Source organism: Citreicoccus inhibens, assembly GCF_019039035.1.
GTDB lineage: Bacteria > Myxococcota > Myxococcia > Myxococcales > Myxococcaceae > Citreicoccus > Citreicoccus inhibens.
Genome location: NZ_JAHNZT010000004.1, coordinates 46,756 through 61,422, shown reverse-complemented (window position 1 = coordinate 61,422; position 14,667 = coordinate 46,756). Strand labels below are relative to the sequence as shown.

The following is a 14,667-nucleotide window of genomic DNA, read 5'->3' as shown; positions in this document are numbered from 1 at the left end:
AGCACGTTCCATTCCATGAGAATCCGCCCCATCCGAGAGGGAGGGCCCCCGGCTGACGCGTCAACGGCCCCATTTAGGGCTTCGCGTTCCGACCTTTGACGTGTCAGAAGGCGCCGCGTCCGGGTCCGATGTGGTGGGTCCACCCGGTCCCCGCTCGGAGCCTGCGTCCCGCGTCCAGGTGGCGCGGTGCGTGCAAATCCGGACACCTGTTCTTTGGGAGGAACCCTTGTTCGCGCAAAAGCATCGTTGGTGGCTTGGCGGAATGTCCGTGCTCTGGGCATTCACCGCGCAGGCCCAGAGTCAGAGCATCCCCGGCACCGAGCTGGAGCGGTTGCAGCTCAACCCCGGCGCACGAGACAGCCTGGTGCTGTCCACGGGCGACCTGCTCCAGAAGGGGCAGTACCGTCTCGCCCTCACCGCGCATTACGAGCGCAAGCCCCTGGTGCTGCTGGAGCGCGACGAGCAGCACGGCGTCATCGTCTCGGATCGCGTCACCGCGCACCTGAGCGGCGCCTATGCCGTCACGGATTGGTTGGAGTTGGGCGCGCAGGTGCCCATCATGTCCCAGTGGGGACCGGACACCACGGCCCTGGGCGTCTCCTCGCCCGAGACCATGGCGCTGGGCACCCCGTGGCTCCAGGGTCGCGTGGGCGTCCTCTCCGAGGACCGCGATGGCCCCATGGACCTCGGCGTGCACCTGGGCGTCGGCCTGCCGCTGGGCAGCGAGAGCGCCCTCACCAAGGACCAGGGGTTTGTCTTCACCCCGCGCCTGGGGCTCGGCAAGTCGCTGGGCAACTCGTGGCGCGTGGGCGCAGACCTGGGCGCGCTGGTGCGCACCAAGAAGTATGCGTTGACGCCCCAGACGCAGCCCTTGCGCGATGAGCTGGGCGTGGAGATGAACGGCGGCGTCAACGTCTCGGCGGGGCTGTTCGGCCTGCGCGAGGAGTTGGTGGTGCGCGGCACCCTGCCGGTGGCCAACGCGCCCAAGTCGCTCGAGGCGCTCCTCGGTCTGCGCGCCGCGGTGGGCAGTGGCTCGGAGGTGTATGTGATGGGCGGCCCTGGCTTTGGCCAGACGCCGGGGACCCCCAAGTTCCGCGTGCTCGCCGGCGTGTCGTTTGGCGCGGACGGGGCTCGGGTGGCGGAATGTGTGGAGGGGCGTCCCTACTCCATCGCGGAGTGTCCCGACCTGGACGCGGACGGCGACGGCGTGAAGAACGTCGCGGACCGCTGCCCGTCCGAGAAGGGCCTCGCCCAGCTCAACGGCTGCGCGGACACGGATGACGACCACGACGGCATCATGAATCTGGCGGACCGCTGCCCGGCCCAGGCCGAGAACATCAACGGCTTCGAGGACACGGACGGCTGCCCGGATGATCCGGACTCGGATGGCGACGGCATCGCGGACTCGAAGGACGCGTGCCCGAACCAGGCCGAGGACATGGATCAGTTCGAGGACACCGACGGGTGCCCGGACCTGGACAACGACAAGGACGGCATCGCGGACGCGAAGGACGCGTGCATCAACGAGCCGGGCCCCAAGGAGAACCGCGGCTGCCCCGACCAGGATCGCGATGGCGACGGTCTGGTGGACCGGCTGGACAACTGCCCGGACGAGAAGGGCCCGGAGAAGAACAAGGGCTGCAAGGAGAAGCAGCTGGCGCAGATTGACGAGGGGCAGATCCGCATCCTCGAGTCCATCTACTTCGAGCAGAACAAGGACGTCATCAGCGCGCGCAGCAACAAGCTGCTCGACACCGTGGCCTCCATCCTCGCGTCGCACCCCAACATCCAGAAGGTGCGCATCGAGGGGCACACGGACAACAAGGGTGACGCCAACTACAACATGGACCTGTCCCAGCGCCGCGCCGAGGCCGTGGTGAAGTACCTGGTGAACAAGGCCGTGAGCCGCGAGCGCCTGGAGTCCAAGGGCCTGGGCCCCACGCAGCCCATCGCGGACAACAAGACCCTGGAAGGCCGCGCGAAGAACCGCCGCGTGGAATTCAAGATTCTGGGTGAGGCGGAGGGCGTGCAGGTGCAGCAGGGCGCCCCCACCTCCGACACCCTCGAGAAGAACTGAGGCATGCATTCCATGAACACACGTGTGACTCTCAAATCCGCGGCGCTGGTGCTCGCGCTGCTTTCCTCCCTCACGGGTTGCGAGTCGGAGGCGCCGCGCACGACGACGGCGGCCTCCACGCTGACCCATCAGTCCTTCTCCATCGTGGGGGACGGGCGGCTCCAGCCGGGCGAGCAGTGTGACGACGGCAACACCGTGAGCGGCGACGGCTGTTCCGCCACGGGCGTCATCGAGGCGGGCTACCTCTGCCACGTGCCCGGGCGCGCCTGTTCGCTGGCGAGCCTGTGCGGTAACAACATCATCAACGTGGGCGAGGCCTGCGATGATGGTGACAAGGTGGACACCGGCAATGGGTGCTCGGCGACGTGCGACCTGTCGCTGTGCGGCAACGGCGTCTTCGACAACCGGCAGTACCCGTCCTACGCGCAGGAGATCTGCGATGACGGCAACCGCTTCGAGGGCGACGGCTGCAGCCGCCAGTGCGAAGTGGAGCCGGGCTTCGCGTGCGCGGGCAGCCCCAGCCGCTGCGTCCGCGCGGGCGTGGCGGTGTTCAACACGGGCGTGGATGAGCACAACCGGCGCCTGGAGTCCGGCAAGGACTCGCACTGGCTCTACGTGGGCTCCAACGCGCCCTCGGACACGGCCGTGCGCAACGCCAATGACTGGCCCCAGGAGCTTCAGACGGCGCGCTACATGGCGGCGCCGCTGGGCGCGCCGGTCTGCGTGTACCAGGACTTCATGGTCCCCTCGACGACCAACGTGGCGCAGTTCCGCCTGCGGCTGGCCACCTTCAATGACAACCAGTTCGACAGCGCGAAGGTCAACGGCGCCAGCGTGACGCCCACGGTCATCAGCCAGCCGCCGGGCCAGCCCTGGCAGAAGAACATCTTCCGCGAGTTCGGTGCCACCTCGCCCTGGCGCGTGGGCCTCAACCGCATCGAGCTGTGCAACGAGAATGAGGCGGCCACGCCCAATGCCTTCCGCTACCTGTTCGTGGATGCGTATGACGACAAGTGCGGCGACGGCGTCATCTCGCTGCGCGAGGAGTGCGACGACGGCAACACGGCCAACGGCGATGGCTGCAGCAACTCCTGCGGCATCGAGCCGGGCTATGGCTGCACCGGTCAGCCGAGCACCTGCGCCGCCACCTGCGGCAACGGCGCGCTCAACCCGGGCGAGCAGTGCGACGACGGCAACTCCAAGTCGGGCGACGGCTGCAACGCGAGCTGCCGCGTGGAGGGTGGCTACTCCTGCCCCACCGAGGGCAAGGCCTGCGTGAAGACGTGTGGCAACGGGGCCATCGACCCCGGCGAGCAGTGCGATGACGGCAACGTGTTCGACTCGGATGGCTGCTCCGCGGCGTGCCGCATCGAGCGCGGCTACGAGTGCTCGGATGTCCCCTCCAAGTGCGCCACCCTGTGCGGCAACGGCCACCTGGATCCGGGCGAGCTGTGCGACGACGGCAACAGCAACCTGGGCGATGGCTGCTCCAACGCGTGCACGCTGGAGCTGGGCTATGCGTGCCCCGTGGTGGGCCAGCCGTGCGTGAAGACGTGCGGCAACGGCCAGGTGGATCCGGGTGAGCAGTGCGACGACGGCAACCTCACGCCGCTGGATGGCTGCGGCACCGAGTGCCGCGCGGAGCCGGGCTACGCGTGCAGCCAGCCCGCGGCGGGGCCGTCCGTGTGCGTGGCCACCTGCGGCAACGGCACGGTGGATGCGAACGAGACCTGCGACGACGGCAACAAGAAGGCGGGCGACGGCTGCTCGCAGGGCTGTCTGGTGGAGACGGGCTACTCGTGCAGCGGCGCGCCCAGCGCCTGCGTCACGGTCTGCGGCGATGGCATCACCACGGGCAGCGAGAAGTGCGACGACGGCAACACCCAGGCGGGTGACGGCTGCTCGGCCACGTGCACCGTGGAGCCGGGCTGGAGCTGCCCGGCCCCGGGCAACACGTGCTTCAACTCCTGCGGCAACGGCAAGCTGGACGCGGGCGAGACGTGCGACGACGGCAACACCCAGGCGGGTGACGGCTGCTCGGCCTCGTGCGCCGTGGAGTCTGGCTATTCGTGCAGCGGCGCGCCCAGCGCGTGCCGCACGTCCTGCGGTGACGGCGTGGTGGCCGGCTCCGAGGTATGCGACGACGGCAACCTGTCCAGCGGCGACACCTGCTCTCCGCGCTGCCTGTGGGAAGTGGGCCAGGCCTGCGCGGCGTCTGGTGTCTGCGACAGCGGAATGTGCAGCCCCTCCACCCACGTGTGTGTCGCGGCGAACGTCTGCGGCAACGGCATGCTGGATGACGGCGAGCTGTGCGACGACGGCAACACCAAGGCGGGCGACGGCTGCTCGGCGAGCTGCACCGTCGAGGCCGGCTACACCTGCAACCAGAACCCGTCCGTGTGCGCCGTGACGTGCGGTGATGGCGTCAAGGCGGCCTCCGAGGCGTGCGATGACGGCAACACGGTGAGCGGCGATGGCTGCTCGGCCACGTGCGCCGTGGAGTCCGGCTTCGCGTGCCAGAACACCCAGGTGCAGGCCTACTTCACGCGCCGCGGGGTGGCGGACTGCACGCAGGTGTCGAGCGCCACGGCGCCGACGCTGGACGCGTCGCTGGCCCAGCCGGTGCTCACCGTCCCAGGCCGCTACCACATGCGCTACGTCTCGGGCGCGGTCAGCTACTCGGGCAACACGTCCTGGCTCCCGGGCATCCTGGGCGTCAACGCCTCGGGCCAGGCGTTCTCGCTGGGCTACGGCGGCACCGTCACGGCCAAGCTCACGCGCGAGGAGGGCATGGCCTCGGGCTTCGGGCTGTCGCGCGACTTCGACGCGCTGACCGGGGATGTGCGCGTGGGCCTCATCGACACGGACTGCGGCCTCGCCAACAACTCGAACACCGCGGTCACCTGGAGCGCCAACTCGCTCTCCATCTGCCAGCTCATCCCGGCGCTCACCCAGACGCAGCCCCACGGCACCACGGGCGTGGACCTGGGCGGCACCGCCACCCCGGGCGCCACCGTGACGGTGTACCTGGATGGCGGCAATACGCCCGCGTGCACCGCCACGGCGGACGCCACGGGCCACTGGAGCTGCACGGCCACCGGCGTGACCTCCGGGACGCACTCCGCGGTGGTGACGTCCACCGTGGTCAGCGCCACCGAGACGGCGCCGGCGAAGACGTTCGTGCTGGACCTCCAGCCGCCCACCGCGCCGGTCATCACCGGCCCGGCCCCGGGCTCGCTGTTGAACACCGGCACGCCCGCCATCCAGGGCACCGGGACCCCCGGCAACACGGTGACGGTGCGCGAGGGCTCCACCGTGGTGTGCACCGCCACGGTGGATGACACCGGCAAGTGGAGCTGCAAGCCGACCACGCCGCTCGTGGACGGGGCGCACACGGTGACGGCCACGGCGTCCAATCCGCAGGGCTCCACGAGCCCCGCCTCGAACGCCGACACGTTCCGCATCGACACGCTGGCCCCCGACACGGTCTTCCGGCGCACGCCGGAGGAGCGCACCGAGGACCCGCAGGCGGGCTTCGAGTACGGCGCCTCCGAGAGCGACGTGCGCTACGAGTGCAGCCTCGACAACGGCGCCTACGGCGAGTGCCAGGCGACCTACGACGTGAAGCCCGGCACGCACACCCTCAAGGTGCGCGCCGTGGACGCCGCGGGCAACGTGGACGCGACCCCCGCCGTCCACACGTGGACCGTGGCCTTCACCCGCGCCTTCGCGGGAGGGGGCTGCAGCGTCGCCCCCGATGCCTCCTGGCTGGGCCTGCTCGGCCTGCTGGGCCTGCGTCGTCGCAAGCGCGCCTGAGTCCCGGCGCGTGAAGCAGGCTCCGGGAGACTGATGAGGGTGGGCACCCGGCCCGGTGTCCACTCTCGGTTTCCCGGAGCCTGGTAGTTCCCAGAGCGCGCTCGTGTCTCCTGAGTGCCTGGGTATGCTGCACCCCGTGCACATGGCGGGGCGCGACACAGGAGCCGACGAGGAGGAGTTGCTCCTCGCGCTGGACGAGGGGCTGCTCTCCCAGGAGGAGGCGGCGGTCCTTCGGCAGGAAGCGCTGCGTCTGTCGCGCGGTCCCCTGGAGCTGCTGCGCGAGCGCGGGCGACTCTCCGAGGACACCCTGCGGGTGCTGCGGCGCGAACTGGGCCACCCCGAGCTGTCGCCCGTCGCCGAGGCCGCGGGGCTCCCGCACGAGGCCGCCACGCTGACCCCCGTCACGCCCGGTGTCCCCCCGCCGCCGTCGTCCGGTGCGCCCGCCTTTCCGGTGCCGGACTGGGAGCGCTACCAGCCGGTGCGCTTCCTGGGGCAGGGCGGCATGGGGTGGGTGTTCCTGGCGTATGACCCGATGCTGCGCCGCAACGTGGCCCTCAAGTTCGTGCGAGGCGAGGACCCGGAGCTGGCGCGCCGCTTCCTCTCCGAGGCCCGCGCGCAGGCCCGCGTCCGCCACGCGCGCGTGTGCGAGGTCTATGAGGTGGGCGAGGTCCAGGGTCGTGGCTACATCGCCATGCGGTACGTGGAGGGCCAGCCGCTGGGCGTGTTCGCCGAGTCCCTCACGCTGGAGCAGAAGGTGCTCGTGCTGCGGCAGGCGGCCGAGGGCGTCCACGCCGCGCACCGCGCCGGCCTCATCCATCGCGACATCAAGCCCGGCAACATCCTGGTGGAGCGCGGCGAGGACGGGGACTTCGCGCCCTTCGTGATGGACTTCGGTCTGGCGCACGACTGGCGCGAGGAGGGCAGCAGCGCCAGCGTGGTGCTGGGCACGCCGCACTACATGGCCCCCGAGCAGGCGCGAGGCGAGGTGGCCCGCCTGGACCGCCGCGTGGATGTCTATGCGCTGGGGGCCACGCTCTACGCGCTGCTCACCGGACGCCCGCCGTTCACGGGCGCCACCGCGCAGGAGATCATCGCGCGGCTCCAGACCGAGGAGGCGGCGGCGCCGCGCTCGCTGGACGCGGACATTCCCCAGGACCTGGAGGCCATCGTCCTCAAGTGCCTGGAGAAGGAGCGCCCGTCCCGCTACGACTCGGCGCACGCGCTCGCGCAGGACCTGGACCGCTTCCTCGAGGGCGAGCCGGTGCAGGCGCGCCAGGGGTTGGGGTATCGGCTGCGCAAGAAGGCCCGGCGCCATCGGGTCGCGCTCGCGACGGGCGCGGCGGCGCTGGCCCTGGTGTCCGGCGCGGTGGGGCAGACGCTCCATGCCCGGCGCGAGGTGGCCGAGCGGGAGCGGCTGTCGCGTCGCTTCACCGAGCGGGTGGAGCGCATCGAGGCGGCGGCGCGCTACTCCGCGCTGGCGCGACTGCACGACACGCGCGAGGACCGCGCGGCGCTGCGCCAGAGCATGGACGCGCTGGAGGCGGAGGTGCGCGACGCGGGCGTGCAGGCGCGAGGGCCCGGTCAGTACGCCCTGGGGCGCGCGCTGCTGGTGCTCGATGACCTGGAGGGCGCGCGCGAGCGGCTGGAGTCCGCGTGGACGCAGGGGTACCGGGAGCCGCGCGTGGCCTGGGCGCTCGCGCTGGTGCTGGGCAACCTGTATCGGGATCAGCTCCTGTTGGACGTGGAGCGCCGCGGCCCCGAGCAGCGCGAGGCCCGGCGCCGCGAACTGGAGCAGCGCTATCGCGACCCGGCGCTCGCGTATCTGCGTCAGGCCGAGGGGCCGGATGTCCCCGCGCCGCCGCTGTACGTGAAGGCGCTGTTCGCGTTCTACGAGGGCCGCTACGAGGAGGCGCTCGGCCACCTGGAGGACATGGGCCGCGCGCAGCCCTGGTTCTATGAGTCCCCGCTCCTGCGCGGCGACATCCTCCTGGCGCGCGCCACGCAGCGCTGGCACCAGGGCGACCGGCCCGGTTCTCAGGCGGACCTGGACGAGGGGCGGAAGGCCTATCTCGCCGCCGCCGCGACCGCGGAGAGCCAGCCGGGCGCGCACTACGTGCTGGGCCGGTTGGAGTTGGCCGCGCTCGTCATGGAGCTGTACGGCGAGGGCAACGTGATGCCGCACTACGAGCGGGGGCTGGATGCCTTGAGCCGCGCCCGGGTGGCCGCGCTGGATGACTACCGCGTGCATGTGCTGGAGGCGCGCTTCCACCGCCGGCTCGCGGAGCAGCGCTCCAATCGTGGGGGGGAGGACGTGGAGGCGCTCCTCGCCAAGTCCATCGCGGCGGCGCGCGCCGCGCAGGTGCTCGCGCCGAAGCGCGCGCGGGTGCCGCTGGAGCAGGCCCTGTCGTATCGGCTGTGGGCGCGCTACCGGCAGCGCCAGGGGCAGGACCCGCGTGAGCAGCTCCGGCTGGCCACCGAGACCTTCGAGCAGATCCCCGCCGAGGAGCGCGACTATGCCTTTCACGTCAACCTGGGCCTGACGTGGCAGGTGTGGGCGGACTACGAGGGCGAGCACGGCGGCGAGCCGCTCGTCCATCAGGGCAAGGCCATTGACGCCTGCCTTCAGGCCATCCGCGTGCGGGAGGGGCAGTCGGACGCGTGGATCTGCCTGGGGGGGGCCTACCGCGCGCGGGCGTCCAATCCGCGCGCGCCGGATGCCGCGGGGGACCTGGCCCTGGCGCGCGATGCCCTCACCCGCGCGCTCACGTTGAATCCCGCCAACGTCCCGGCCTGCTTCCAGGCGGCGGACGTCTCGGAGCAGCTCGCGCATCGACATCGCGACCGGGGCGAGCCCTTCACGGCCGACCTGGAGAAGGCGCTGTCTCTCTACGGACAGGGGGTGGCCATCAACCCCAAGCTGCCGCAGCTGCACAACGGGCGAGGCTCGGTGCTGCTGTGGCAGGCGGAGCAGCGCTGGGAGGATGGCGGCGACCCCGAGCCGCTCCTGGCGGAGGCCATGCGCGCCTTCACCGTGGCGCGCGACGTCGCGCCCCAGCAGGGCTTCGCCTACAACAACCAGGGGGAGGTGTGGTCGTCCCGCGCGGCCTTCCTGCTCGCGCGCCGGGACGACCCGGGCCCCGCCGTGCGCGCCGCCGAGGAGGTGTACACGCACGCCCTCACGTTGCTGCCCGAGGACGCGGACGTGTGGACGAGCCTGGCGCGCGTGCGGGTCCACCGCGCGGCGTGGGTGCTGGAGCAGGGCGGAGACCCGGAGGCGGAGCTGGGTCCCGCGGAGGAGGCCCTGCGCCGGGCGCTGGGCTTCAACCCGCGCCTGGGCGGGGCGTGGCGGGCCCAGGGCGAGGTGCTCGCCGTGCGGGCGCGCGGGCGGGCTGCCCGGGGACAGGCGGTGGAGGAGGACTTCGCGCGGGCCGCGAGCGCATTCCGTCAGGCGCTGGAGTTGGACCCCCGGCGCGCGGACCTGCGGCTGGCCTCGGCGGACCTGCAACGCGTCTGGGCGGACTGGAAGGCGCGCCAGGGCCGCGACTCCACGGCGGAGCTTCAGCAGGGATTGACGTGGGTGGAGGAGGTCCTCGCCGCGCGGCCGAAGTGGGCTCGGGCGGCGGCGCTGCATGCGGGCCTCATGGGCGCGCGCGCGACGCGGCCCGCGTCCCCCGCGCAACAGCAGGCGTGGAGGACTCAGGCCCGTGAGGAGCTGGCGCGAGCGTTGGTGGACAACCCCAACCTCGCGCCGGTCTGGAAGGGCCGGCTCGCGGCGCTTCCGTAGTCGCCGACTACTTCGGCGGATCCGTCGAGACCTCCAGGCCGCCCTTCTTCACTTCATGCTCTCCGCCGTGCTTGTTGCTCCGCCTCGGCATGTCCGGGATCGTCACGGTGAACGGATAGGGCCCGGACAGGGCGGTGAGCGCCACGAAGGTGTTGGTCTGCTGGAGCGTCTGTCCATTCAGGGTGAGCGGATTGGGCGCGGTCAGACAGGTCCCGTCGTCAAAGTACACGATGGCGGGCCCGATGATGCTGTCGAGGTGGAAGGTCACGGTATCGCCCTGATTGACCAGGGCACTGGGAGAGTACCGGATGTCATCCGGACGTATCTCGATGGTGATGTGCGCCATTGCGGTGAGGCTCCATTCCCCACGTGGGGAAGTCTGGATGCTGCGGTCCACGTGAGGTTGCAGGCACCGTACCAGCAGCGGCCGACGACACCGCCACTCGAAGATGCGGCGCGCGCGGGCGACAGGGCGCGGGCGCGGACGCGTCAGCGGTGTGTCACCCAGCGGGTTGACGCGTCCAGGCGCTCAGGGCTCACCCAATCCCAGCTCACGCACGCGGCGCTGGAGGGCGCGGCGGGAGACCTCCAGCCGCTGTACCATCTTGTCCAGGTCCCCCTGGCACTCGTGGAAGCAGCGGGTGATCTCCTCCGGGCTCAAGTCGCGAGCGGTGCGCAGAAGCGAGCTCTTGTCGATGAGGACGTAGACGGAGGAGCGGGGGATGCCCAGCCAGTCCGCCGCGGCCTTGAGGTCCCATGAGCAGGAGCGCAGGGCCTCCAGGAGCTCCTGCTCGCCCACGTCGGAGGGCTTGCGGCGGGTGGGCTTCTCCTCGGCGGGGCCGGGCGTGTCCGGGGTGGCGTCGGTGAGGGTCCGGCCGGGCACGGGGCTCGCCGCGCCATCCAGCTCCTGCTCCAGGCGCGCATCGACGCGAAAGCCGGGCAGGCCGCGGCTGCCGATGACGAGCTGGCGGGCCACGTTGCGAAGCTGGCGGATGTTGCCCGGCCACGCGAAGCGCACCAGCCGCAGGGCCAGGGACGCGGGCAGCCAGGGCTCGGCGCGCGCGGCGGCGGAGGACAGGCGCGCCACCTCGCCCGTGGTCTCCAGCTCCTGCCGGGCGAAGTGAAGGAACAGCGGCCCGATGTCCTCGCGGCGCTCGCGCAAGGGCGGCACGCGGATCTCGAAGCCCGCGAGGCGGTGCAGCAGCGGAGCGCGGAAGAGCCCCTCCTCGCTGCGGGCCTCCAGGTTCGCGTCCGTGGCGGTGACGAGCCGCACGTCGATGGGCACCGGCGCATGGCCTCCCACCGGATACACCTCGCCCGTCTCCAGCACGCGCAGGAGCGCCACCTGGACTTCGGGCGGGGCCTCTCCCACTTCGTCGAGGAAGAGGGTGCCTCCCTGCGCCGCGCGGAAGTAGCCGTCTCGCTCGCGCGTGGAGCCCGTGTACGCGCCGCGCTGCGCGCCGAACAGCTCGGCGGCGACCAGCTCCTTGGAGAGCGCGCCCAGGTTGACGCTGATGAAGGGGCCAGCGCGGCGTGGGCCCTGCTCATGAATGGCGCGGGCGACCAGCTCCTTGCCCGTGCCTGTCTCGCCGCGAATGAGCACGGGCACGAGGAGATCCGCCACGCGGCGGATGTCCTCGCGCACCTGCTGGATGGCCTCGCCCTGGCCCACCATGCCCAGGTCTCCGACGGCGGGCGCGCGGCCCGTGGTGGTCAGGTGCAGGAGCATCACGATGCGCTCGGCGAGCACCAGGGGGACGCCCGCCTGGAGCTCCTCGCGCGAGAACTCGCGCCCGCCGACGACGGCCTCTCCCGCCACCTGCACCTGCGTGCCGTCCTCGGGCACGAGCATCCGCAGGCCGCCGCGCGGCCCGGGCTCGAACTGCACGGGCTTGCGGCTGAGGAACGGGTCTCCCAGCGGCAGGGCCATCAGGCCATCCGGCCGCGAGAAGTCCGGCGCGTTGCGCGACAGGCTGACGGGGCGGCCCACCTCGGCCAGGGCCTGAAACAGGAGCCGCTCGCCAATGCGCTGCGGATGGGGGTGAGACACGAGCGTCAACGCCGGCACGATGCGCTGCGCCGGAGGAAGCGGCCCCTGGCTGCGCACGGCGGTCGTCGACAGGTCGACGGCAATCTTCTGCTGCATGGGTGTTTGGGAGGGTGGCAAATGCTCCAGCGACTCTACACCGTCCCGCCGGGGGTGTCCCTGCTCCCGCCATTTTGGCGCGGTTGGCGGGGAGTCCCATAGAATCGCGAGTGTCCGAGCGGAGACGAATGCGGGCCGGGGCGGGCGCGGAGACAATGGCACCATGATTCGACGATTGAAGCGAAGCGGGCTCCTGGTGGGTTGCGCGGTGTGGGTGGTGGGGCTGGGCGCGTGGGCACAAGGCCCGCGTCCGGATGCGGGGACGACGCAGGTCACCAAGAAGGAGGCCGCCGTGACCGATGCCTCGGGTGGGCACTGCACGGGCAAGGCGACGTTCTGCGGGGTCTACTCGCAGACCTTCTGCAACACGCAGCCGGGGTGCATCTACTACTTCGGCAGCAAGATGTGCTCGGGCATCCCGCCCAAGTGCGAGACGGCGACGAACGCGAAGTACTGCTCGCTCATCAAGGGGTGCTCGTGGAAATGAGCACGCCCTCGCGATGGAGCTGGGCCGCGCTGTTGCTCGTGCCCGCGCTGGCCGCGGCGGCGCCGAAGCCCGAGGACCCCTACTCCTTCCAGGGGGTGGAGCGCGTGGTCGCGGTGGGCGATGTCCACGGGGATGTGGACTCGCTGCGCGAGGTGCTGAAGCTGGCGGGCGTCATCGACGCGGCGGGGCACTGGACGGGCGGCAAGACGCACCTGGTGCAGACCGGAGACATCCCGGACCGGAGCGAGCACACCCGGGATGCGTATGAGCTGCTCATGCGCCTGGAGGTCGAGGCGCGGCGCGCGGGCGGACGCGTGCACGCGCTGTTGGGCAACCACGAAGTGATGAACATGCGCGGGGACCTGCGCTACGTGACGCCGGCGGAGCGCGCCACGTTCGCGGATCAATCCACCGCCGCGGACGACCCGGTGGATCCGCCGGGCACGGCGGGGCACCATGCGGCGTACGCGCCGGACGGTCGCTACGGCAAGTGGCTGCGCTCGCACGCCGCCGTGGTGCGCATCAACGACACGCTCTTCATGCACGGGGGGCTGGCGCCCAGCGTGCCCGAGACGACGCTCGCGGGGCTCAACCGCTGGGTGCTCCAGGACGTGACGCCCGGAGAGCCGCCCGGTGGTGGCGTGGCGCGAGATGGCCCGCTGTGGTTCCGAGGCTACGCGCAGGATGAAGAGTCCCAATGGGATGCGGGGCTCACGAAGGTGCTGGCCACCTTCGGGGCGCGGCGGATGGTGCTGGGCCACACCACGACGGAGGACGGGCGCATCCACGTGCGCTTCGCAGGTCGCGTGTTCATCATCGACACCGGCCTGAGCACGGGCTACGGGCACCATCTGGCCGCGCTGGAGCTGAAGGGTGACCGCGTCACCGCGCTCTATCCCGAGGGCCGCGTGCCGCTGTTGCCCGTGGCTCCCGCCGCGGAGCCGCCTGCGCCCGCGAAGAAGGCCGTGCCCTGACCATGGTGCTCCTGCCCGAGCCGGTGCGAGTCGCCATCGACGTGGCGAGCAACGCGGTGTGGGGGCCCTGGACGCTCGCGCTCCTGCTGGGCACGGGCGTCTTCCTCACCGTGCGGCTGCGCTTCGTGCAGGTGGTGCGCTTTCGCGAGGCACTGCGCGCGATGCGTCCCGCCGAGGGGCGAGGCGTGGGGGCGCTGAGTCCCTTCCAAGCGTTCATGACCGCGCTGGGCGCCTCCATCGGCACGGGCAACATCGCGGGCGTGGCCACCGCCATCGTCAGCGGTGGGCCGGGGGCATTGTTCTGGATCTGGGTCTACGGGTTCTTCGCCACGGCCATCAAGTTCACCGAGGCCGTGCTGGGCATCCGCTACCGCGTGGCGGAGGGCGGTCGGCTGTCCGCGGGGCCCATGCACTACTTGAAGGACGGGCTCGGTGCACCTCGTCTCGCCTGGGTCTACGCGCTGGTGGCGGGCGTGGCCGCGCTCACCACGACGCCGTTCACCCAGCCCAACTCCATGGCGGTGGTGCTGCAAAGCCAGTTCGCCATCGCCCCGTGGGTATCAGGCGCGGTCATCGCGGTGCTCACGTGGTTGGTGGTGATTGGCGGCGTGAAGAGCATTGGTCGCGCGGCGGAGCGGTTGGCGCCGCTCAAGGTGGGCCTTTACCTGGTGGGCGGGCTCATCGTCATCCTCGCGCACGTGACGCGGCTGCCCGAGGTGCTCGCGCTCGTCGTGCAGGAGGCCTTCTCCATGCGCGCGGCGGGCGGAGGCGCGGCGGGCGTGGGGATGATGGTCGCGCTGCGCTACGGCATCGCGCGAGGCATCTACGCCAACGAGGCCGGGTATGGCACCGCCGCGGTGGCGTATGGCTCTGCCCGGACGGAGGAGCCCGTGCGGCAGGGGCTCCAGGCGGTGATGGAGGTGTTCATCGTCTCGTGCGTCACGTCCACGCTCAGCGCGCTCGTCATCCTGGTGAGCGGCGCGTGGACCTCGGGGCTGACCAGCACGGCCGCGGTGGCGCGAGGCTTCGAGACAGTCATCCCCACCGTGGGCGGTTGGGTGGTCGCGTTCTGCGCGTTCCTCTTCGGCTACACGACGCTCATCGGTTGGGCGTACTACGGCGAGCAGTTCCTGTCTTATGCGCTGGGCCCTCGGGTCACGAAGCCCTACCGCTGGCTCTACTGCGGGCTCATCGTGATGGGGGCCATGGGCAAGGTGGAGACCATCTGGGCCTGGGGCGACCTGATGAATGGCTTGCAGGTGTTCCCCAACCTCGTGGGGCTGGTGGGCTTGAGCGGCGTGGCCGCCGCGACCCTGCGCCGTCCTGAGGTCTCCACCGAGCCTGTGCGCGCCGCGCCCCCCGCGTAGAGAGGCGCGGCGCAGT

8 protein-coding genes are annotated in these 14,667 nt (G+C 71.4%); 6 read left to right on the top strand and 2 right to left on the bottom strand.

Annotation, left to right across the window (positions count from 1 at the left end):
• Nucleotides 1-262: 262 nt before the first annotated feature.
• From KRR26_RS06725 to KRR26_RS06715, 3 genes are all read left to right on the top strand, one after another.
• Nucleotides 263-2,077 carry an OmpA family protein gene (locus KRR26_RS06725; RefSeq protein WP_120203385.1) on the top strand — a complete coding sequence of 605 codons (1,815 nt, stop codon included), beginning with the start codon at nucleotides 263-265 and terminating at the stop codon, nucleotides 2,075-2,077.
• A gap of 12 nt (nucleotides 2,078-2,089) precedes the next feature.
• Entirely contained in the window at nucleotides 2,090-5,893 is a 3,804-nt protein-coding gene (locus KRR26_RS06720) for a DUF4215 domain-containing protein (RefSeq protein WP_217079400.1), read from the top strand.
• A 124-nt stretch (nucleotides 5,894-6,017) separates the two neighbouring features.
• Nucleotides 6,018-9,677, top strand: coding sequence for a serine/threonine-protein kinase (locus tag KRR26_RS06715; protein ID WP_217079399.1), 3,660 nt, complete (start codon nucleotides 6,018-6,020; stop codon nucleotides 9,675-9,677).
• Between the two features lie 7 nt (nucleotides 9,678-9,684).
• Here the strand turns inward: KRR26_RS06715 and KRR26_RS06710 are convergent, their stop codons facing one another.
• Complete coding sequence (locus KRR26_RS06710; RefSeq protein ID WP_217079398.1) at nucleotides 9,685-10,023, bottom strand: hypothetical protein; 339 nt, start codon at nucleotides 10,021-10,023, stop codon at nucleotides 9,685-9,687.
• A gap of 183 nt (nucleotides 10,024-10,206) precedes the next feature.
• Entirely contained in the window at nucleotides 10,207-11,823 is a 1,617-nt protein-coding gene (locus tag KRR26_RS06705; protein WP_217079397.1) for a sigma 54-interacting transcriptional regulator, read from the bottom strand.
• A gap of 163 nt (nucleotides 11,824-11,986) precedes the next feature.
• On the opposite strand from KRR26_RS06705, the gene KRR26_RS06700 reads away from it, so the two are divergent.
• Genes KRR26_RS06700 through KRR26_RS06690 form a run of 3 tightly spaced genes read left to right on the top strand, consistent with a single transcriptional unit; the run spans nucleotide 11,987 to nucleotide 14,651 of the window.
• Entirely contained in the window at nucleotides 11,987-12,310 is a 324-nt protein-coding gene (locus KRR26_RS06700; protein ID WP_217079396.1) for a hypothetical protein, read from the top strand.
• Nucleotides 12,307-13,284 carry a metallophosphoesterase gene (locus KRR26_RS06695; protein WP_217079395.1) on the top strand — a complete coding sequence of 326 codons (978 nt, stop codon included), beginning with the start codon at nucleotides 12,307-12,309 and terminating at the stop codon, nucleotides 13,282-13,284. The genes KRR26_RS06700 and KRR26_RS06695 overlap by 4 nt, the downstream gene beginning before the upstream one ends.
• A gap of 2 nt (nucleotides 13,285-13,286) precedes the next feature.
• Entirely contained in the window at nucleotides 13,287-14,651 is a 1,365-nt protein-coding gene (locus KRR26_RS06690) for an alanine/glycine:cation symporter family protein (protein WP_217079394.1), read from the top strand.
• Nucleotides 14,652-14,667: the final 16 nt, after the last annotated feature.